The organism is Chryseobacterium sp. PCH239 (assembly GCF_018924625.1).
In the GTDB taxonomy this organism is placed as follows: domain Bacteria; phylum Bacteroidota; class Bacteroidia; order Flavobacteriales; family Weeksellaceae; genus Chryseobacterium; species Chryseobacterium cucumeris.
In genome coordinates this window covers 2,774,125-2,795,331 of sequence record NZ_CP073027.1, presented here as the reverse complement: position 1 = coordinate 2,795,331, position 21,207 = coordinate 2,774,125, and the positions used below count along the sequence as shown (strand labels likewise).

Here is a 21,207-nt window from a genome sequence, read left to right as displayed (position 1 = left end):
CAGACAAAATACATTTTTACTTATGAAACTCAAATATAATATCATCCCTCTCGCCCTGATCTCAATCTTACTAACAAGCTGTGGAAAAAAAGAAGCTTCGGAAGAAAAAGCTCCTGAAAAAACAGAACAGAAAGAACAGGCTCACGAAGAAGCTCCACAAACAATAGCTTCCCTTACAGAAGAGCAGATGAAGTCTGTAGGAGTGGCTTTAGGAAATGTAGAAATGAAAGAGTTGACATCTACCATAAAAGCTAATGGTTTGCTGAGTGTACCCAACAGCAATAAAGCAACCATCACTTCTCTGTATGGAGGAATCATCAAAACCATCAATATTCAGGTGGGAAGTATCGTAAAGAAAGGACAGGTCATTGCCACCATTGCCAATCCGGAATATATCCAGCTTCAGGAAGATTATCTGACTACCAACAGTAGAATAACCTATGCAGAACAGGAATACAGAAGACAGAGAGAGCTTTTTGATAATGATGCTGGGGCGAAGAAAAATCTTCAGAGTGCCGATGCGGAACTTAAAACCTTAAGAACAAAAAGAGCATCTCTTTTGAAACAGCTTCAGATGATGGGAATAAGCCCTGGAAAAGTCAGCAATGGAAATATGAAATCCGGTTTGGTGATTACAGCACCCATCAGCGGAACAATCAGCAGTATTACCGCACAGATCGGAAGTTATGTGGATATCTCTTCTCCCGTTGCTACAGTGATCGATAACGGTTCTATTCATCTCGATCTTCAGGTTTTTGAAAAAGATCTTCCTAAAATGAGAGTAGGGCAGATTGTTCATTTTAAACTGACGAACAATCCGGAAACCGAATATGATGCAAGAATTTACAGCATAGGATCTTCTTTTGAAAACGAAAGTAAAACCATCTCTATGCATTGTGAAGTAATCGGAAACAAATCCGGTCTGATTGATGGAATGAATATCACCGGAATTGTAAGCCTTGATAAAAGCACAACTCCTGCAGTTCCTACAGAGGCCATTGTAGAAGCAGATGGGAAATATTTTGTATTTGTCCAGACCGATAAAAAAGCGGAGGAAGAACACAAAGAAAAAGGAAAACCTCATCCGAAAACCTTAAACTTTGAGAAAATAGAAGTGGTAAAAGGAACTTCCGATATGGGATATACCGCGATAACTCCGGTAGGAAATATTCCTGACAATGCAAAAATAGTAGTGAAAGGAGCATTTTTTGTGAATGCAAAACTGGTAAATTCCGGCGAACACGAACATTAATGAAAGTTACCGGAACCAGTAAATTGTCGATTTTAATCCTTACATTAGAGCTGTTTACGTAATTTTTTATTGAATGAAAACGGCTGGAAAAGTGAAAATGATCTCACCGAATTTTAATAAATAACCCGATTATGTTATTAAACAAAAAAATATCAGTCTGGTATTTCATCCGTGAAATAAAAACCCAAATTCTGTTCATCGGAATATTTTCCGTCACTATTGGTCTTTTGGACGAATTGCCATGGTTTCGCAAGATCTCACTGCCTTTAAATATTCCGGCACTCCTGGGAACAGCAGTATCATTACTGCTGGCCTTCCGTACTTCCCAATCCTACGAAAGATGGTGGGAGGCAAGAACAGTTTGGGGTGCTGTTGTCAACGATTCCAGAACTTTTGTGAGACTGATCATTCAGTTTATGCCGGCAGGAGAAAATAAAGTAATAAAAAAGTTTGCCGAAAGACAGATCATCTGGACTTATGCACTTGGAGAATCACTGAGAAAACTTCCATTTTCTGAAAAAGTTCAGCAGTATCTGGATCAACATCAGATCAAAGCAGCCAACATTCCCAACGCAATTCTGGACGAACACTCCAGACAGCTGAAAGAAATTGCAGCTTCCAAAGGACTTACCGATTTTCAACAGATGCAACTCAATGATATCATTACAAGACTATGCGACAGTATGGGAAAATGTGAAAGACTGAAGAATACAGTCTTTCCACGCTCATACAGTGTTTTAGTTCATATTCTGATCTATGTTTTTGCCGCCATCCTTCCGTTTGGACTCGATGATTCGCAGCTGTTGGTAGAAATTGCCATTACTTTCCTGGTTCCGGTGACATTCATTGCCATTGAAAAAACATCCATCATTATGCAGGATCCGTTTGAAAATAGTCCTGTAGATACACCCATGACTTCTCTGGCACAGACCATAGAGATCAATATCAGACAGATGATCGGTGAGCAGAATGTTCCCCCAAAAAAAGAAAATACATCTTATTATGAAATGTAATTAAACCATACACAATATGGAAAGTAAACCAACACAAACCGTTTCTGCAGGAAGCAGACATAAAAAGAACCTTCTGATTGTTCTCTGCCTTAGCGGAACCTATCTCATTGCTGAGGTAATAGGAGGAATCATTACCAACAGTCTTGCATTGTTGGCTGATGCAGCTCATATGCTGACCGACGTGGTAGGATTATTGCTGGCATATATTGCCATTAAAATAGGAGAAAGAAAAGCAGATCCTTCCAGAACATATGGTTATTATCGGACAGAAATATTAGCAGCCGTAATCAATGCAGTGGTGTTATTGGCCATTTCGATCTATGTTTTGTTTGAAGCCTATCAGCGTTTTCAGAATCCGCCGGAAGTACAAAGTAAATCAATGCTGATTGTAGCCGGAATCGGATTGATCGTTAATATTGTCGGAATGATGATTCTCAGAAAAGATTCAGAAGGTAGTCTCAATATGAAAGGTGCATACTTTGAAGTACTTTCAGACATGCTAACTTCAGTAGGAGTAATGATAGCCGGAGTAATTATGCTGACAACAGGCTGGTACTATGCCGACCCGTTAATCTCAGCTGCCATCGGATTATTAATCTTTCCAAGAACATGGAGGCTGTTGAAAGAAGCCATTAATGTTTTGCTGGAAGGAACACCTAAAGATGTGGATATTCATGCACTTCGCCAATCATTGGAGAGCACTCCCGGAGTGAAAGATGTTCATGATCTGCATGTCTGGTCGCTAACATCCAGTGTCAATGCGATGAGCGCGCATGTTGTAAAAGAGAATGGATATTCCCAGAATCAATTATTAAAAACATTGACAGATACTACGGTTAGTAACTTTAAAATCAGTCATACCACTTTTCAGATTGAAGAAGAAGGCTATGAAGAAACTGAAGCCCATCTGTAACCATTTAAAAGCTTACAATGAAAAAAGATATAGAACACAAACTCATTGATAAAAATACCAAACCCACCAGTATGAGGATTTTGGTATATGATTTTTTAAGTTCTCAGGAAGCTGCTTTATCCCTTTCTGAAATAGAAAATCATTTTGATAATGCTGACAGAATCACCATCTACAGAACCTTGAAAACCTTTGAAGAAAAAGGAATTGTTCACAGCATTCAGGAAAATACAACCACAAAATACAAACTCTGCGAAGACGATTGTGATGAAAAAAGACACAAAGACTGGCATCTGCATTTTTACTGTAAAATATGCAAGCAGACTACCTGCAAAGAAGATATTTCTTTCCCTGAAAATATCCAGACCAATTTCAGGATTGACGAAATAAGACTCTTTGCCAAAGGAATCTGCGAAAACTGTCTTGAAAGTTTGCAATAGCATTGCATCAGTCTCATCTTTACATTTGTATAAAAATATTCAGTTATGGAAAAATGCTGTAGTACAACCCCGGAAAAACCAGATACAAAAGGACACAAACATAACCATGCAGAAGGAGACGGACATGACCATGACGGACATGGTCACTCTCATGACTCCGGAGATCAGACGGTCTTTCAGATGTTTCTGCCGGCCATTATATCCTTTATCATCTTATTATTGGGAATTGCCTTTGATAACTATATAAAACCTGCATGGTTTACAGGCTGGGTACGGTTAGTATGGTTCCTGGCAGCTTATATTCCTGTAGGATTTCCGGTATTGAAAGATGCTTATAAAAGTATCATTAAGGGAGATGTGTTTTCAGAATTCTTTCTGATGAGCATTGCAACCATTGGTGCTTTTGCCATCGGAGAATATCCTGAAGGAGTAGCAGTAATGCTTTTTTATGCGGTAGGAGAAGTATTTCAGTCTATGGCGGTTACCAGAGCCAAAGGAAATATAAAAGCATTATTGGATCAGCGTCCTGATGAGGTAACGGTTATGGAAAATAATCAGCCCAAGACTATGAAGGCTAAAGAAGCTAAAATTGGAGACGTCATACAGCTGAAACCCGGTGAAAAACTGGCGCTGGATGGGGAATTGCTTTCAGATTCGGCTTCATTCAACACGGCAGCTTTAACGGGAGAAAGTAAACCCGATACCAAAAATAAAGGAGAAATAGTCCTTGCCGGAATGATCAATATGAACAGTATTGCTCTGGTAAAAGTAAATACCGCATATGAAGACAGTAAACTGAGTAAAATCCTGGAATTGGTTCAGAATGCCACAGCCCAAAAAGCACCGACAGAATTGTTCATCAGAAAATTTGCGAAAGTATACACGCCCATCGTGGTATTTCTTGCCATTGGAATCTGTTTACTGCCCTATTTCTTCGTGAGCGATTATCAGTTTAGAGACTGGCTGTACAGAGCATTGATATTCCTTGTGATTTCCTGTCCTTGCGCCCTTGTTATTTCCATTCCATTAGGATATTTCGGAGGAATTGGTGCTGCTAGCCGAAACGGAATCTTATTCAAAGGAAGTAATTTCCTGGACAGTATTGCAGAGATTCAGAATGTGGTAATGGATAAAACAGGAACCATGACGGAAGGCGTATTCAAAGTTCAGGAAGTAAGTATGAGCCCTGAATTTAATAAAGAAGAAATTCTTCAGCTGGTTAATGTTCTTGAAAGTAAAAGTACCCATCCGGTGGCAACAGCAATTCACAATTATGTTGGAGAAATCAATCACAGCATTCCTTTGGAAAATGTAGAAGAGATAGCTGGTCACGGATTGAAAGCGACTATTAACGGAAAAGAACTTCTGGTTGGGAACTTTAAGCTGATGGATAAGTTCAACATTCGTTATGATCTTAACCACTCCAATATTGTATATACGGTAATTGCGGTGGCTTATGATAAAAAGTTTGCAGGCTATATCACTATTGCAGACAGCATCAAAGAAGATGCTAAGGAAACCGTAGACAAGCTGCATAAAATGAATGTGAAGGCAACAATGCTGAGCGGTGACAAAAGTACCGTTGTGAAATATGTAGCAGATCAACTGGGTATCGACAATGCATTCGGGGACCTGTTACCTGAAGACAAAGTAAACAAGGTTAAAGAAATCAAAGCCAGAAACCAGACGGTAGCTTTCGTAGGAGACGGAGTGAATGATGCGCCTGTAGTGGCTTTAAGCGATGTTGGAATTGCAATGGGAGGTTTGGGAAGTGATGCCACCATTGAAACTGCAGATGTAGTAATTCAGGATGATAAACCAAGTAAGATCCCAATGGCCATCAATATCGGAAAACAAACTAAAAAGATCGTTTGGCAGAATATTGTCCTTGCCTTTGCTGTAAAAGCTGTTGTTCTCATCCTGGGAGCCGGTGGATTGGCAACCATGTGGGAAGCTGTGTTTGCCGATGTAGGAGTAGCATTGCTGGCTATTTTAAATGCGGTGAGAATCCAAAGAATGAAATTTTAACAAGCAAATAATAAACACAACTCAATTATATTCAATAAAAGCTCTGCTGAATCTCAGTAGGGCTTTTGTTTTTAAACTTTATCGGAGATAAAATCCTTGCGTCTTAAAACAGTAAGCATTTTAAAAAGAACTTGAGACTTGGCGATTTCCAACAAAACAAAGAATATAAAAAAGCTCTGCCAAAAACATCAGCAAAGCTTTTATCAACAAGATTAAATTGTATATAAAGAACTAAATTTTTATTTAGGTCTAAAGTCTTACTCAAAGTTCGGGATAAAATTATTCCGGTGACAGGCACAGTTTTGTGATTTTTATAGGTAACAGTAGATAAGCATAATGACATTCATCATAAATCTGTTATAAAACAGTTTTGAAGTAGTATATTTGTAACAGAGAACAAAATCGTTGAGGTTATTCATTTCCATATTCATCATTTTTACCGTTGCATTACGTCCTGTTTTGCCATTGGTAAATTATGCCGTGAATTATGATTATATTGTGAAAAACCTTTGTGAGAAGAGAAATGTACCACAGTCAACCTGTAAAGGAAAATGCTACGTGGAAAAAGAGCTGGCTAAAACAGAAAAACAGTCCAATAGCTCCCAAACCATAAAGATTGCTGGATTAGATGTTTTTATTTCTCACGATATCCTTTCCTTCTCCGCTCATTTGAATTCGGAATCACTTTCTGAAATTCCCGATTCAAGTTATTTTAATTCTCATTCTTCAGAATACTTTTCAAGGATTTTCCATCCTCCGTTGGTTTAATTTTTATTATAAACTATATTTTTAGTTTGTAAGATGGAAGTTTATAAAGCTTTCATTAGTAAACCATTAAAGATGCATTCTATAATTCAAATGAACCATTGTAAGCAATAAGAAATACATCAGTTCTTCTTGAGAATTGTTGTGCTTTTTTCAGACTTGTATATGGTATCATAACTTTATTTAACATTATTAATTTCAATTTAACATTAAAATGAAATCTCCTATAATTTTGACTGCCTTGCTGTCAGTATCATTACTGTCGTGTGCCAAGGAAACTCCTCAGGTAAAGCATGCAAGCCACATGGACTCCTCGGGGAAGAAAATAGAAAATGTACAGATAGTGAACGAAGAAGATCCTGTCTGCCACATGAAAACTGCCGGATCTATAAAAGATACTGCTGTGTATAAAAATAAAACGTACGGTTTTTGCAGTGTCTCCTGCAAAGGTGAATTCAAAAAAAGTCCTGAAAGATATGCCCAAAAATAAAAAGACCGCAAATAAAAGTAAAGTGATCATACCCATTGCGGTATTTGCATTGCTTTTCCTGGGAATAGGTGTGGGAATGGGGTATTTTAAAAAGAACCTTTATACTGTGATGAAAGTTCCGGACTTTGAACTGACAGATCAGAACAGTAAAAAAGTTACCAATAAAGATATGCTGGGAAAGGTATATCTCGTAGAATTTTTCTTCAGCAAATGTCCTACGATATGCCCGGTGATGAATACCAATATGAAAGCGATTCAGAACCAGATTAATGATCCCAACTTCGGCATTATCTCCATCAGTATTGATCCGGAAAATGACACGCCTGAAGCTTTGAAAGAACATGCGCAAAGAATTGGTGCAAAATCTCCGAACTGGCATTTCCTGACCGGAGACCGTACCTATATTGGAAAACTTGCGGATCAGTTTAATATCTACGTAGGTGATAAAGAAGATGAAGGAGAAAGCCTGAACCACAGCGGAATGATTGCGCTGGTAGATCAGGAAGGAAATATCCGATGCAGATACAACAAGGAAAATATGCCTATTCTCTATTATTCAGGACTGAATTATGGAGATCCGGAAGGTAAAACACCTATGCTGACAGGAAAATATCACCCAGACAGAGAAATTCTTATTGAGGATATTAAAAAATTATTGAAATAGGGAAGGGGGGAAGCCGGATGTCTGAAACTGGAAGTTATTCCAGACTATGAAGCTCTAGCAGTTTTTTGAGATGGCTGTAAAAGGAAATAGAAGTTGAAGAAGTTAGGCTATAACATCAATTACTTCCAGCATCGATCACCCATCCTCCCACTTAAAAAGAAAACATTGTTCAACCATAAACAAAAAAATTATGAAGATTTTGAAAATAGCTGCTCTAACTGCAGTTTTCGCAGCCCAATTTACAATGGCTCAGTTTAAGCAGACGCCTCTTCCTTATGCTTATAATGCTTTGGAAGGAAATATTGATGCCCAAACGATGGAAATTCATTATTCAAAACACGGTGCAGCATATGCTGCTAACTTGAATAAAGCCATTGCTGGAACTCCACAGGAAAAAGAAACTTTGTTTCAGATTCTTTCCAATGTTTCAAAATTGCCTGCTGCAGTAAGAAATAATGCAGGAGGACACTACAACCACGAATTGTTCTGGACGGTCCTTACACCTCAGAAAAATACACAGCCTTCAGCAAAATTAGCAAAAGCTATCACTGAAACTTTCGGAAGTATGGATGCTTTTAAGGAAAAAATGTCTAAGGCAGGTGCAGACCGTTTTGGTTCAGGATGGGCCTGGCTTTCTGTAGGGAAAGATGGAAAACTGTTTGTTTCCTCTACTCCTAATCAGGACAATCCTTTGATGGATGTTGTAGAAGAAAAAGGAACTCCAATCTTCGGCATTGATGTATGGGAGCATGCTTATTATTTAAAATATCAGAATAAAAGAGCAGATTATCTTACCGCGATCTGGAATGTTACCAACTGGAAAGAAATCAGCAGAAGATATGATGAAGCGATAAGCAAGAAATAATCTGATGAAAATATTGTACAGCATACTTTTTACCTTCTATATGGTGCTAAGACCTTTAGTGCCCGTGGTAGAGTATGCTGTAAATTATGATTATATCGTTAAAGTTCTCTGTATCAATAAAACCAGGCCGGAGGTTCACTGTAACGGAAAATGTTACCTGAGTAAAGAGCTCGCCAAAGCCAATGATTCAGAATCTTCACCTTTTCAAAAAATAAAAAACTCAGGACAGAAAATTCTTGATACCTATATTCTTCCTGAAACTACAACGGTCAACACTACGGAAAGACGTCAGTTTTTCAGTTTCAATTTCACTTACGAAACAGCTTATTCTTTTCTGTTTCTTACCCATATTTTCAAACCACCGGTTTTTTAAGTTAAACTATCACTATTCAACCAAAAAAGTCACAAAAGCTTACTCAATTAAAAATCAAAGATTTTTAAAAAGTTTAAGTGCTCTTCTGAACATAATACGTATCACTTAATAAACTTAAGTGTAAGAACTTTTGTGCTTTTTGTGGTAAAAAAACAATGCTGTTACAGCCATTCAAATTAATTTAACTTAAAAAATCAACAATGAAAATTTCTCAATTTTTATCACTATTCTTTATTGCCTTTACTGTATTCTCTTTTACAGCCTGCGAAAGCAGCAGGGATGATGAGAACCCACAGGATACTACGCCTGGAAAACTTCAGATCAAATTTGAAAACGGATTTAACAATGTGGGAGATATCGTTCTAAATCAGACGGTTCAGACTTCTGCTAACGGACAGAAACATAACTTTTCTGCTTTGAAATACGTCATCAGTAATATCGCATTGATAGACGAGAACGGAAACGAATTTAAATACAACGAAAATAATCCTGACAAAGGTGCTTTTATCGTAGATCAGGCAGATGCGGTAGCCGGAATTGTTTATCTTAATCTGGATGGCGTTCCGAAAAACAATTACAAAAAAATAAGATTTGGATTAGGTGTGAGTCAAAAAGCGTATTTGCTGGGACAGGACGGACAGGCTGAATTCTGGACAAAAGCCAAGCAGAAGGGAATGTCCTGGTCATGGGCTGCCGGTTATGTATTTGTAAAACTGGAAGGGAAATACGGTACAGATTCTCCTTCAAAAGAATTTATGAATCACACAGGAAATATGGGAAATACTGCAGCCAACAATACACCTGATCTGTATTGCGAAATTACACTGAATCTTCCGACAACAGCAAGGGTAACGGCAAAAATTCGTCCTTCTGTCCATATTCTTGCAGACCTGAACCAATTTTTGAGCGGAGATAGGACACTTACACTTAGCACAGCCAATGATATGCTGATGGGTTCAAACCAGCACCTGGTAGATGTTACCAATAATCTTACAAAAATGTTTAAAGTAGACCACGTTCACAATGATTAATTTTTTTGTTAAAACGATACTGGTTCTGCTTGTATTTGTATTGAGTTGCATTTCATGTTCTGATGAGGTGATTCAGCCATTGGAAAAAGATGAAGCCTACAATCTTGAGTTTCCTTCTTATTTTCCGGAAATGACTTTTGATACATCCATTAATCCGGTGACCAAAAATGGAGTGGAGCTGGGACGAAAATTATTCTATGAAGGCAGACTTTCAAGAAATAATACCATTTCATGCGGTTTCTGCCATATACAGGAAAATGCTTTTACCCATCACGGTCATACGGTAAGCCATGGGGTAGACGACAGAATCGGAATCAGGAATGCACCGCCCATCCAGAATATGGCTTTTTTGAAAAGATATATGTGGGACGGAGTGATTCACAATCTGAATGAGCAGCCCATCAGCCCGATTACTGATGTGAATGAAATGGACAGCTCCATACCGGAAGCTATTTCGAAAATAAAAGATGATCAGAAGTATAAAAAACTGTTCAGAGAAGCTTATGGAGACGAAACCATTACCGGCGAAAGAATTTTAAAAGCATTATCACAGTTTATGGCTTCTTTAATTTCTGCAGATTCAAAATATGACCGGTTCAGACAGGGAAAAGAACAGTTGACTTCAATAGAATCCCAGGGAATGACATTATTCAATCAGAAATGTGCTTCCTGTCATAGCGGAGAGCTGTTTACGGATGAGAGTTTCAGAAATACCGGAATGTATTACAATACAGAATTCAAGGATGCAGGTAGATACAGAGTGAGCCTGAATCAGGTAGATTGGATGAAATTCCGTGTTCCGAGTCTGAGAAATGTAGAATATACCGCACCTTATATGCATGACGGAAGGTTTTATACATTAGATGCGGTACTCAATTTCTATTCGGATCAGGTGGAAGATAATGTTAATCTTGATCCACAGCTTAAACAGAATGGTCACATAGGAATTGCTATGAACAGCCAGGAAAAACAATCCATCATTGCGTTCCTGAAAACATTATCGGATAAAAGTTTTATATCCAATCCAAAATTTGCAGAATAATTTATAAAAAACATGAAGAAGATTATATTGATAGTAAGTTTGATCCTGTTGAATCAGTATCAGGCAAAAACCATCAGAGACAGTGCTTATGTTGCTCCCGAAGCGCTTAACAGATTCGATTTTGATGATGATTGTGATGCCTGTGGCTGTGCAGCAGGAAATGGATCTTCCGGCTTTGAATCTTTGCTGAATCCACAGTTTATCGGAATCAAATACTTTGCACAGCATTACAAAGCCAAGGAAAACTTATTTGTAAAAGACCTCACGCAGGATCAGTATTTCAATACGTTGCAGCTGTGGGGGAAGATTCCACTGACTAAAAAACTAAGTGTTTATGCAAGTCTGCCCTTCCATTTCCATGAAAAGAAAACGATGCAGGGAGATATCAGAATCAATGGAATAGGAGATTTAAACCTGATGGGAATTTACCAGCTGATGAGCTCTAAAGATAATTTCCATCATCTGAGCGGAGGTTTGGGCTTGAAAATTCCACTCGGGAAGTTTGATGAAAAAGGGGCATCCGGTGTCAACCCAAGCTTTCAGCTGGGAACCGGAAGCTGGGATTATCAGGCGGCTTTGAATTATAAGTTTCAGAAAAATAAAGTAGCCGTACTGGTTAATACAGATTACACCATTAAAACAGAGAACAGGAAAAATTACCGTTTTGGAAACCAATGGAACTATGCAGCAACAGGTTTTTATCAGGTTGCAGGAAATGAAAAATCTATATTCTCTGTAAAAACTGGAGTTCAGGGTGAAGTCTACGCCCAGAACAAACAGTTTGATGAGGCACTGCCGAATACTGCTGGTAGTGCTTTGTACGGAAAACTGGGATTTGAAGCCTCTTACAAAAAGCTGAGCCTGGGAAGTGAAATCATGCTTCCCATGTACACGCATCTGGCGGGAGGAGATATTGAAGCCAAATCGAGATTCAGTGTTTTCCTGAATATTGGCATTTAAAGCGAAACCCCCAATAAATGATGTTAAAGCTCCTTCGGGAGCTTTAATTGTTTATAAATCATGATTTTAGTTGGGGATTAGGAATAATTATTTATCTTTGCCGGAATTTGGTGAGCCGTAAAAAGCTCTTAAAAGGGAATCCGGTGAAAATCCGGGACAGACCCGCTGCTGTAAGCTCCGCACCAAAGTTTTTGAAGAATATATCCACTGTTTTTTAATGGGAAGGATTTCAAAAATGGAGTAAGTCAGAAGACCTGCCAGACAATAATCGTTTGACGCTTTCGTGGAATAAAGCTTAGGACATCAATGATTCTGTGCAGTGACAGCTGTGCTTTGTCGTTGTATTCTTATACCCCATTAGCGTCTTCATTACCCTAAATGAGCTAATGGCAGCAAAACTAATTACTTCTGCAATTCATAAAGCTGTTTTCACAATATTGGTGATTACATCTCAACTTTTATCTTCTCAAACCAAGAAGAAGGACAGTCTTCAGGAAGAGACGATTAAAGGAATTAATCTTTACAAAAAGAATTTTAAAGAAATCCTTCCGGCACAAACGCTGCAGGGAGAACAGCTGGAAAGACTAAACAGTCATTCCGTTGCAGATGCACTGCGGTATTTTTCAGGCGTTCAGATTAAAGATTACGGAGGATTGGGTGGTTTGAAAACCATCAACATCCGAAGCATGGGAAGCCAGCATGTAGGGGTTTTTTATGATGGAATTCAATTAGGAAATGCTCAAAACGGACTGGTGGATCTGGGAAGGTACTCTTTGGATGATCTGGAAGAAATATCGTTGTATAACGGACAGAAAAGTGAAATTTTTCAGCCAGCAAAGGACTTTGGCTCTTCTGGGTCTATCTATTTACAGCCTAAAACACCCGTATTTAAAGGAAATAGAAAAACCAATTTGGTGATAAGAGCAAAAAGTGCATCTATTGATCTCTTTAATCCTTCATTCCGATTGGAACAGAAAATTTCAGACAGGGTTTCTGCCAGTTTCAGTGGCGAATTTATGCAGAGTGACGGAATTTACAGATTTCGTTATGCCAAGAAATATCCTGATGGGCAACAAGCCTATGATACCATTGCAAAAAGACAGGACTCAGATATCAAAGCAAAACGTTTTGAAACTTCTCTCAACGGAACTTTAAATAACGGAAGTTGGAATATCCGTGGCTACGGTTATATTTCAAACCGCGGAATGCCGGCACCTATTGTTAACGGGCGCTTTGAAGGAAGAGGAGCGAGGCTTTCCGATGAGAATTATTTTGTACAGGCTAATCTGAGAAAAAAACTGTTCCCGAAATTTGAAACACAGCTTAAAGCAAAATTTGCTTACGATTACACCCATTTCATGGACACAGTTCGTTCGCAGTCTATTATTTATACCGATAATACCTACATCCAAAGGGAACTTTATCTTTCCTCTTCCAATATTTACTCAATCACTCCCAATTGGGATGTCAGCCTGAGTGGAGATTTTCAGTATAATAACCTGGATGCCAATCTGGATAATTTTTCTTATCCTACACGTTACACTACCTTGGTAGCATTGGCAACAACCTATCAGTGGAACAGATTCAAAATTTTGGGAAGCCTTTTAGGAACCTTTACTTTTGAAGAAGTAAGAAAAAATAAAAGACCGGGAGATGCCAGAGAGTGGACACCTGCGGTGTTTATGAGCTATCAGCCGGAAAAAATTCCGGAGATTACTCTAAGGGCTTTCTATAAAAGAATTTTCAGACTTCCGACCTTCAATGATTTGTATTATACCAATATCGGAAATACCTATCTGAAACCGGAATTCACCAATCAATATGATTTAGGATTTACTTATCAGAAGAATTATAACAACCGTTTCTTTAAAACATTTTATGCTAAAGTAGACGGTTACTACAATAAAGTACAGGATAAAATTGTGGCAGCTCCGAACGGAAGCATGTTCCGCTGGCTGATGATGAACCTTGGACTGGTTGAAATCATTGGTGCAGATGTGAATGTACAGACTGAAATGCAGCTTGGAAAAGTAACCCTCCGACCTTTGCTTTCCTACACCTATCAAAGCGCGAGAGATATAAGTGATCCGGAAGACACGTTTTATCGCAATCAGATTCCTTATACCCCATGGCATAGTGGATCTTTCAGTCTTATGGCAGATTATAAAGACTGGAGTTTCAATTACAGTGCAATGTACGTAGGAGAAAGATATGACGTGAATCAGGATAACATTCAATACAATTATGTGCAGCCCTGGTATACGCACGATTTGTCTGTTCAGAAAAAATTCAACTGGGCGAATCATCAGTTTAAAATAAGCCTTGAGATGAATAATATTTTCAATCAATACTATGATGTTGTCCTCAATTATCCGATGCCCGGAAGAAACTTTAAACTTATTCTAAACTTCACCCTATGAGAAAACTAAACTTTTATTTTTTATTTCTTGTATTAGCTTTTCTTACTTCATGCCGTACAGATGAAATTATTGTCCGTCAGGAAGTGGTAGAAGGGCTTCCTTCAGAAAATACAGCAATAAAAGGCTTCTATATGCTCAATGAAGGGAATATGGGGAGTAATAAATGTACCCTTGATTTTTTTGATTACATCAAAGGGACCTATTACCGGAATATCTACGCAGAAATCAATCCCAATGTCGTAAAAGAGTTGGGGGATGTAGGAAATGATATCAAAGTTTATGGAAGCAAGCTCTATATCGTTGTCAATGTTTCCAATAAAATTGAAGTGCTGGATGCTAAAACGGCCAAACGTATTACTTCTATTCCATTACAAAACTGCCGATACCTTGCTTTCAAAAACGGAAAAGCTTATGCCAGCAGCTACGCCGGACCTGTAGCGATTAACCCGAAAGCACCGAAGGGGAAAGTAGTGGAAATTGATACGGCTTCTCTTTCCATCCAGCGTGAGGTAGTGGTAGGATATCAGCCGGAAGAAATGGAAATTGTGGGTAATCAGTTGTTTGTGGCCAACTCCGGAGGATATAAAGCTCCCGATTATGACAATACTGTTTCGGTAATTGATCTGAATACTTTTACCGAACTCAAAAAAATAAATGTTGCCATCAATCTTCATCACATTAAAAAAGATAATTACGGTGATCTCTATGTAACCTCAAGAGGAGATTATTATAATGTTCCTTCCAGTCTTTATCTCATAGATGCAGCCACGGGAACAGTCAAGAAAGATTTCCATCTCTCTGTGAGTGAAATGACAATCGTAAATGATAAACTCTATTTCTATGGAAATGAATTCAATTACAACACCCACAGCTATAAAAAGACATTTGGAATCATTGATGTAAAAACAGAACAGATCATTGCCAACAGAATTTTTGATAAAGAATATGAAGATGCCATTAAAACCCCTTACGGCATTGCCGTAAATCCCATCACAGAAGATATCTACATGACAGATGCCAGAAATTATGTATCCATGGGATTTTTGTATTGCTTTGATAAAAACGGACACTTTAAATGGAAAACGGAAGGGGGAAATATCCCTGCCCACTTCGCTTTTTTATACAAATAACCAAACTTTAAAAAATGAACAGAAATAGCTTTACTTATTTGAAAATCGGATTTCTATCCTGCTTCCTTGTAGGAGTGATAGCCTGTAAACATGATGATGAAAATGAATTTACATTTAATGGACTTGATGATTCCTATACCATTGAACGTTTAAAGGTTTTGAGTATTCCTACCAATGCTTCAGGATCGGTTACATGGAGTATTAATGACTCTATTATCTCTCAGAATTCAGAACTTGAATTCATCAGTCCTACTGCAGATGCTTATCCTTTGACTTTGAAGATTAACAATAAAGGAAACGAGCAGGTTTTTCATTCTAAAATAATCGTTACCAAAGAAAAAACACCTTACAGTAAATATATTTCTAAAGTATTGGAGTTCCGTCCTGCCGTAGGGCAGTTCATGAACGAAATTCCGGAATATCTACCAGGAAATACTACCGCGAATATGCTTCAGAAAGCCAACGAATCGTTGGTAGGAGGTAATTCCACCATGATCAGTCTTGGTGGCTATGGCGGATATGTAGTGTTTGGTTTTGATCATACGATTCCCAATCTGAATGGACGTGATTTTAAAGTACTGGGAAATGCATTCTTTGGAAATGATGCTGCGGATCAACGTTCAGGATCTTGTGAACCGGGAATTATTATGGTGGCCTACGACAGAAATAAAAATGGGAAGCCTGATAATGATGAATGGTACGAAATTGCTGGCAGTGAATATTTCAAAAATGCTACAGTGAAAGACTACAGCATAACCTATCATAAACCTAACGAAAATAAAATACCTGTACCCGGAACTGAATTCTGGCAGACCGACGTGGAATATATAAAATGGAGTGACAATCTGGGGAATCAGGGCTTTAAAACAAAAAATACGTTCCATGCGCAAAGCTATTATCCTTTATGGTTTACCGAAAGTTCTTACGGGTTTTCTGGAACAAGACTGGCAAATAATTTCTACGATCAGAACGGGGACGGATCCTATTGGGTAGGAAAATCATATGAGTTCGGATATGCAGACAATGCTCCGAATAATGATGAAGCCTCCAATATCGATATTTCCTGGGCGGTAGACAGAAGTGGGAAATACGTGAAACTTCCGGGAGTAGACTTTATGAAAATATATACGGGAGTTAATCAGGAAGCAGGATGGCTGGGAGAAGTTTCTACAGAAGTGGCAGGAGCTTACGATTTACATTTCAAATAATAATACAATCTATTTAAATTAATAAAAAATGAAAAAGTTTTATCTTTTTATGATGCTTTTTCTGTTCGCATGCGTATCGAATGCACAGATAAAAGTTCAGGGTGTACCCAGAAATGATATTTCAGGGATCAGCAAGCTTAATACCACTACCATTAGTTTTTCTGATATTCAGTATTGGGTAGGATCAGGAACCAATCAGGCTGCTTTTGTAGTACAGTGGAATGACAGTAAGAATCCTGATGCCATGGTTTGGGGATTCAAATGGAACGGGAATGCTACTGGAGAAGATATGCTGAAAGCTATTGCTAAAGCAGATCATAGATTATACACTTTGTTGTATCAGGGAACACAGTTTGGATCAGCAGTTGGAGGAATTGGATTTGATCTGAACGGTCAGGGAACTAATGCACTGATCAAAAGCGGAAATACCACTTATCCTTTATATCCGGTAAATGGTTTTGTGAATACAACTGCTTATGATTTTGACAGCTACACGATTGTAGATGCGGCTAATGATCACTGGCAGTCCGGATGGACGGTTAACGGGTATTGGTCATATTGGGTAAAGAATCCTGCAGATGCTGATTTCGGGTATTCCAGTGTTGGAGCTTCTTCACGTGTATTGGAAAACGGTTCCTGGGATGTCTGGAATTTCAACGTAGGATTTAATCAAACTCCGGTTTCTTCCACTATTACTCCTGTTTCTCCGTATGTTGCTTCCAATAACTTTACCAATGGATATTTCATGGTAAATGAAGAATGGTACGGACACACCAACGGTTCCGTAAACTTCATTGATAATAACGGCCAGATTAATTACCGTGTCTACAGTAATGCAAACAATAATCAGGCTTTCGGTGCAACTACACAATACGGAACGATCTATGGTGATAAATTCTATTTCGTTTCAAAACAAGCTGCTGATGGAGGAGATACTCAATATACTCCTGGAGGTAGATTGGTCGTAGCCAATGCGCAGACCATGCAGAAACTTGCCGGTTTCAATAATATCGGAGGTGGTGATGGTAGATCATTTGTCGGAGTAAATGAACATAAAGGATATATCGGAACTTCCACTGGAATTGTTACTTTTAATATTGATAATTTACAGGTAGGTTCTCTAATTACCGGTACAGGTGGAAACGGGCAGATCGGAAATATGATCCGTACTTCACAATATGTTTTTGCTGTGAAGCAAGGAGTAGGAATTTTAGTGATTAATCCTAATACTGATACGATTGTGAGTACTGTTGCCGGAGGTTTCTATTCAGTTACTCAGGCTAAAGACGGAAGCGTATGGGGAATTCAGGATCAGAAGCTGATCAGCATCAATCCTACCACTTTTGCAACACAAGCTTACAATATCCCAACTACAAAGTATATCGGAGACTGGGGCGCATGGAATGCCGGAAGATTCACAGCAAGTAATAAAGAGAATGCTTTATACTGGATCAATTCAATAAGCAGCTGGAGCTCAGGAACACAGATCGTAAGATTCGATGTAACTACGAAAACATTTAATGAAAATTTTGCTGCCATTCCTGGACAAACAGGTCAGTTTAAACAAATTCCGTACGGAGCAGCTCTTCGTGTAAACCCTGTTACCGGAGAATTGGTTCTGAATACCACAGAAAGCGGATATGGTGCACACTACCAGAAAAACTGGATTCATACGTATGATATGACCGGTTCGCTTATCAATACAAAAACACTTAATGACTATTATTGGTTCCCTTCATTGACGGTATTTACCAACAATTCAGTTCCTGTTGTTAGTAGTGTTTTCCCTTCACAGGTTACTGCCGGAAACACAACAACAATTGATCTGAAAGCAATCGTTTCTGATGCTGATAATTTGGCTGTGTCAGTAGTAAAGTCAATCAAATCAAACAGCAATCCTACAACAGTTTCTGCTGTAATTAATGATAATGATGAGCTGGTTTTGACGCCGCTTGTTTCAGGCACATCTGACATTGTGATCAGTTTTAACTCAAATGGTAAGCTTGTGGAAAAAACACTTACAGTAAACAGCACAGCTTCCACTTTGGCAACCGCTGAGGTGAAGAAACTTGAATTTGGTATTTATCCAAATCCGGTTACTGATATTCTTACTATTAAAACCAAGGAGAAAATCCAAAATGTTTCTATTTATGATGCATCAGGAAGAATTGTTAATGCTCAGTTGAACAACGGACAGATCAATGTAAGCGCACTTCCAAAAGGTATTTATATTTTAAAAGCTACGACGGATAAAGCCGTTTATCAGCAAAAATTAATTAAAAACTAATAAGAGTTTAGATCGTAATCTTGTTAAATAAACCTCTGGTCAATGTTGATCAGAGGTTTTTATTTGTCCTTCAGTATGATTTTATATGGGATAGGTTCATTAATGGGATATAAAAACCCGGCAAGCTTGGAAAGCTTGCCGGGTTCGTTCTCTTATGTATCTTTTTTATTTGATAATCACTTTTTTAGAGTATGTTTTTCCTTCTTTTGTCTGAAGTTTCATAATATATACTCCCTGTGGTTGTTTGGTTTCAAAAGAATTGGATGTCAGTTTAGAACGGAATACTTCTTTTCCTGAAGTATTGGTAAGAGTAACCTCTGAACCTTCAGCAGAAACATTTTTATCCAAAGTAAATTGTCCATCCTTGCTATGAGCCATGAAATTGATGAAAGGATCTTTGTATTGGTAAGCATAGTATACTCTAAGCTCTCCACCAATATTCAATAATCCTGAGTTAACATTAATTTTGATACGGTCAAAAGGAATGTTCATGGTCATCTCAATTTCACCTTTGCTAGGATCGCCCGCTCCAAGATTGATCAGTTTTGTAGCAAGACTTGTGTAATCATTATTGGAAACATCTCCATTAAATGTTTCAATAGATACCCCGCCCAATAGCTGTGCAGATAGAGGAGTTCCATTTGAACCTATCGCAAGAACAAGTTTATTGGTATTGTTCGCAATATTGGTTGTAGGGAAAATCAATGTCTGTTCTGTTCTTGCAAGAAGACCCACTGAAACCTGTAAAGTAGAGTAGTCATTCTCGTTGCTTCCTACAGCATTTTGAGGATTTAATACACCACAACCCAGGCATACTCCAAGAACCTGATTGGTTTGGCTGCTTGCATAAGTTTTTACAATTTGTGCAGAAGACATTGCGCTTGTTAAAAATAGGAATGATGCCAGGATTGCAGCTTTCATTGTGCGTTGGCCAAATAATAAATAAGTTTTCATATGTAGAAAAATTTTGGGTTTTAGCTTTTTTGTAAATTTATAAATAAAATGATTATGTTGATTATTTTATTTCATAATTATGTGATTTGTTAATAATTTATTGATATTTGTAATTATGGATTTAATTTTATTTACTAATTACAGGTTGTATTTGTCTGAGAATGAATTAAAAAAATACGGCAGCTTTAAAAGTCTACCGTATTTCTTGTATCGCTTACTGAATATTATTTGATTAAAATTTTTCTGGAATACGTTTTCCCTTCTTTGGTTTGTATATTCATAATATAAACACCCTCCGGTTGTTTTGACTCAAATGTATTTGATCTCAATGTGGAACGGAATACTTCTTTTCCCGAAGTGTTGAACAAAGTAATTTCCGAACCATCTAGAGGAACATTCCCGCCAAGAATAATCTGGCCGTTTTGACTATGAGCCATAATGTTCATTAAGGGATCCTGGTAAGCGTAATAGATTCTGAAACCACCACCAAGGCTGAGAACGCCACCTGTTAATCCGATTCTTATCCCATCATAAGGTTTTGTAGGTTTGAATTCTACCGTACCTCTGTTAGGAGTTGCACCCAGTTTAAGAAGACTTACATCAATTGTTCTTCGGTCGTCATTAGAAGTGCCTCCATTCATGGTTTCAAGCGTTACTCCGCTTAATAACTGTACTGATAATGGGATATTATCTGTTCCGATTCCTACTACCAGCCTAGTATCTGATCTCAGATCTGGGAAAATCAACGTTTGATGGATTCCTCCCAATAGTACTGTGCCCAATACCATTGTTGAATAGTCGTCTTCATTGTCTCCTACTGCATTAAGCGGATTATCTATACGACATCCAAGGCAGGCTACACCGAATACCCCTGAGCTTTGTGCATGGGCATAAATTCTGTTTTGTGCCAATGACATGGCGCTGGCAGAAAATAAAAATAAAGCCATCAATCCGGCTTTTAAAGAAGAAGAACTTCCCGAAAATAAATTGAATTTCATGTTATATATTTTAGAATGAATAGTTTTATTCAAATTTAAGGATTAATAAAGAAGTATGAAATAATATTTCCATTATTGGTGATATTTTTAATAAAATTTAATATGACTTCACTGGCTGTGATGAATGACATAAGAAGTTTTGTCGGTGAGATATGTTGACTGAAAAAAACGTTTTCGCTCGATAGAGTAGGTGTAATAACTATAGAAAGCTTAAACCTGTTGATTCTTTTGGGAAGAAATTGCTGAAATAGTAATGTATATAGAAACGAAAAAAGGACTTTCGAAAAAGTCCTTTTGTAGCCCGTAGGGGAATCGAACCCCTCTTACCAGAATGAAAATCTGAGGTCCTAACCGATAGACGAACGGGCCTTCTATCT

19 protein-coding genes, 1 tRNA gene and 1 riboswitch are annotated in these 21,207 nt (G+C 38.0%); of the genes, 17 read left to right on the top strand and 3 right to left on the bottom strand.

Translation table 11 applies throughout. The annotated features are described in order from the left end of the window. Nucleotides 1-22: 22 nt before the first annotated feature. The 17 genes from KBP46_RS13035 to KBP46_RS12955 all read left to right on the top strand — a co-directional run bounded on the left by KBP46_RS13035 (nucleotide 23) and on the right by KBP46_RS12955 (nucleotide 18,878). The gene (locus tag KBP46_RS13035; RefSeq protein WP_062673799.1) at nucleotides 23-1,252 is read left to right on the top strand and encodes an efflux RND transporter periplasmic adaptor subunit; all 1,230 of its coding nucleotides are present in this window, start codon (nucleotides 23-25) and stop codon (nucleotides 1,250-1,252) included. A gap of 131 nt (nucleotides 1,253-1,383) precedes the next feature. Then, a complete protein-coding gene (locus tag KBP46_RS13030; RefSeq protein ID WP_216443435.1) occupies nucleotides 1,384-2,265 on the top strand; it encodes a bestrophin family protein in 882 nt (293 codons plus the stop codon). Nucleotides 2,266-2,281: 16 nt separating this feature from the next. Next, nucleotides 2,282-3,178 (top strand): cation diffusion facilitator family transporter, encoded by an 897-nt coding sequence (locus tag KBP46_RS13025; protein ID WP_120232556.1) that lies wholly within the window; start codon nucleotides 2,282-2,284, stop codon nucleotides 3,176-3,178. Between the two features lie 17 nt (nucleotides 3,179-3,195). After that, a complete protein-coding gene (locus KBP46_RS13020) occupies nucleotides 3,196-3,615 on the top strand; it encodes a Fur family transcriptional regulator (RefSeq protein WP_216443434.1) in 420 nt (139 codons plus the stop codon). 45 nt (nucleotides 3,616-3,660) lie between these two features. Continuing rightward, nucleotides 3,661-5,643 carry a heavy metal translocating P-type ATPase gene (locus KBP46_RS13015; protein WP_216443433.1) on the top strand — a complete coding sequence of 661 codons (1,983 nt, stop codon included), beginning with the start codon at nucleotides 3,661-3,663 and terminating at the stop codon, nucleotides 5,641-5,643. A 405-nt stretch (nucleotides 5,644-6,048) separates the two neighbouring features. Next, nucleotides 6,049-6,411 (top strand): hypothetical protein, encoded by a 363-nt coding sequence (locus KBP46_RS13010; protein ID WP_062673489.1) that lies wholly within the window; start codon nucleotides 6,049-6,051, stop codon nucleotides 6,409-6,411. A 211-nt stretch (nucleotides 6,412-6,622) separates the two neighbouring features. Beyond that, nucleotides 6,623-6,898 (top strand): YHS domain-containing protein, encoded by a 276-nt coding sequence (locus tag KBP46_RS13005; RefSeq protein WP_216443432.1) that lies wholly within the window; start codon nucleotides 6,623-6,625, stop codon nucleotides 6,896-6,898. Next, nucleotides 6,885-7,562: an SCO family protein gene (locus tag KBP46_RS13000; RefSeq protein WP_216443431.1), complete on the top strand. Its 678-nt coding sequence runs from the start codon at nucleotides 6,885-6,887 to the stop codon at nucleotides 7,560-7,562. The genes KBP46_RS13005 and KBP46_RS13000 overlap by 14 nt, the downstream gene beginning before the upstream one ends. 190 nt (nucleotides 7,563-7,752) lie before the next feature. Then, on the top strand, nucleotides 7,753-8,427 hold the full coding sequence (locus KBP46_RS12995) for a superoxide dismutase (RefSeq protein ID WP_120232558.1): 675 nt from the start codon (nucleotides 7,753-7,755) through the stop codon (nucleotides 8,425-8,427). Nucleotides 8,428-8,431: 4 nt separating this feature from the next. Continuing rightward, nucleotides 8,432-8,800: a hypothetical protein gene (locus KBP46_RS12990; protein ID WP_065119602.1), complete on the top strand. Its 369-nt coding sequence runs from the start codon at nucleotides 8,432-8,434 to the stop codon at nucleotides 8,798-8,800. A 200-nt stretch (nucleotides 8,801-9,000) separates the two neighbouring features. Continuing rightward, the gene (locus KBP46_RS12985) at nucleotides 9,001-9,831 is read left to right on the top strand and encodes an MbnP family protein (protein ID WP_216443430.1); all 831 of its coding nucleotides are present in this window, start codon (nucleotides 9,001-9,003) and stop codon (nucleotides 9,829-9,831) included. Next, on the top strand, nucleotides 9,824-10,873 hold the full coding sequence (locus KBP46_RS12980) for a cytochrome-c peroxidase (RefSeq protein WP_062673498.1): 1,050 nt from the start codon (nucleotides 9,824-9,826) through the stop codon (nucleotides 10,871-10,873). Before KBP46_RS12985 ends, KBP46_RS12980 begins: the two co-directional genes overlap by 8 nt. A gap of 12 nt (nucleotides 10,874-10,885) precedes the next feature. Continuing rightward, on the top strand, nucleotides 10,886-11,833 hold the full coding sequence (locus tag KBP46_RS12975; protein ID WP_216443429.1) for a transporter: 948 nt from the start codon (nucleotides 10,886-10,888) through the stop codon (nucleotides 11,831-11,833). 91 nt (nucleotides 11,834-11,924) lie between these two features. After that, a riboswitch (cobalamin riboswitch) is annotated at nucleotides 11,925-12,110 on the top strand. Between the two features lie 109 nt (nucleotides 12,111-12,219). Further along, nucleotides 12,220-14,253, top strand: coding sequence for a TonB-dependent siderophore receptor (locus KBP46_RS12970; protein WP_123278536.1), 2,034 nt, complete (start codon nucleotides 12,220-12,222; stop codon nucleotides 14,251-14,253). Further along, the gene (locus KBP46_RS12965; RefSeq protein WP_216443428.1) at nucleotides 14,250-15,383 is read left to right on the top strand and encodes a YncE family protein; all 1,134 of its coding nucleotides are present in this window, start codon (nucleotides 14,250-14,252) and stop codon (nucleotides 15,381-15,383) included. The genes KBP46_RS12970 and KBP46_RS12965 overlap by 4 nt, the downstream gene beginning before the upstream one ends. Before the next feature lie 14 nt (nucleotides 15,384-15,397). Beyond that, nucleotides 15,398-16,591, top strand: coding sequence for a hypothetical protein (locus KBP46_RS12960; RefSeq protein WP_062673507.1), 1,194 nt, complete (start codon nucleotides 15,398-15,400; stop codon nucleotides 16,589-16,591). A 28-nt stretch (nucleotides 16,592-16,619) separates the two neighbouring features. Beyond that, nucleotides 16,620-18,878 carry a DUF5074 domain-containing protein gene (locus KBP46_RS12955; RefSeq protein WP_062673509.1) on the top strand — a complete coding sequence of 753 codons (2,259 nt, stop codon included), beginning with the start codon at nucleotides 16,620-16,622 and terminating at the stop codon, nucleotides 18,876-18,878. Between the two features lie 165 nt (nucleotides 18,879-19,043). Here the strand turns inward: KBP46_RS12955 and KBP46_RS12950 are convergent, their stop codons facing one another. The 3 genes from KBP46_RS12950 to KBP46_RS12940 form a co-directional block, all read right to left on the bottom strand. Next, complete coding sequence (locus tag KBP46_RS12950) at nucleotides 19,044-19,832, bottom strand: T9SS type A sorting domain-containing protein (RefSeq protein WP_082798770.1); 789 nt, start codon at nucleotides 19,830-19,832, stop codon at nucleotides 19,044-19,046. A gap of 224 nt (nucleotides 19,833-20,056) precedes the next feature. After that, complete coding sequence (locus KBP46_RS12945) at nucleotides 20,057-20,830, bottom strand: T9SS type A sorting domain-containing protein (protein WP_216443427.1); 774 nt, start codon at nucleotides 20,828-20,830, stop codon at nucleotides 20,057-20,059. 297 nt (nucleotides 20,831-21,127) lie between these two features. Continuing rightward, a tRNA-Glu gene (locus KBP46_RS12940) sits at nucleotides 21,128-21,199 on the bottom strand. Between the last annotated feature and the right edge of the window lie 8 nt (nucleotides 21,200-21,207).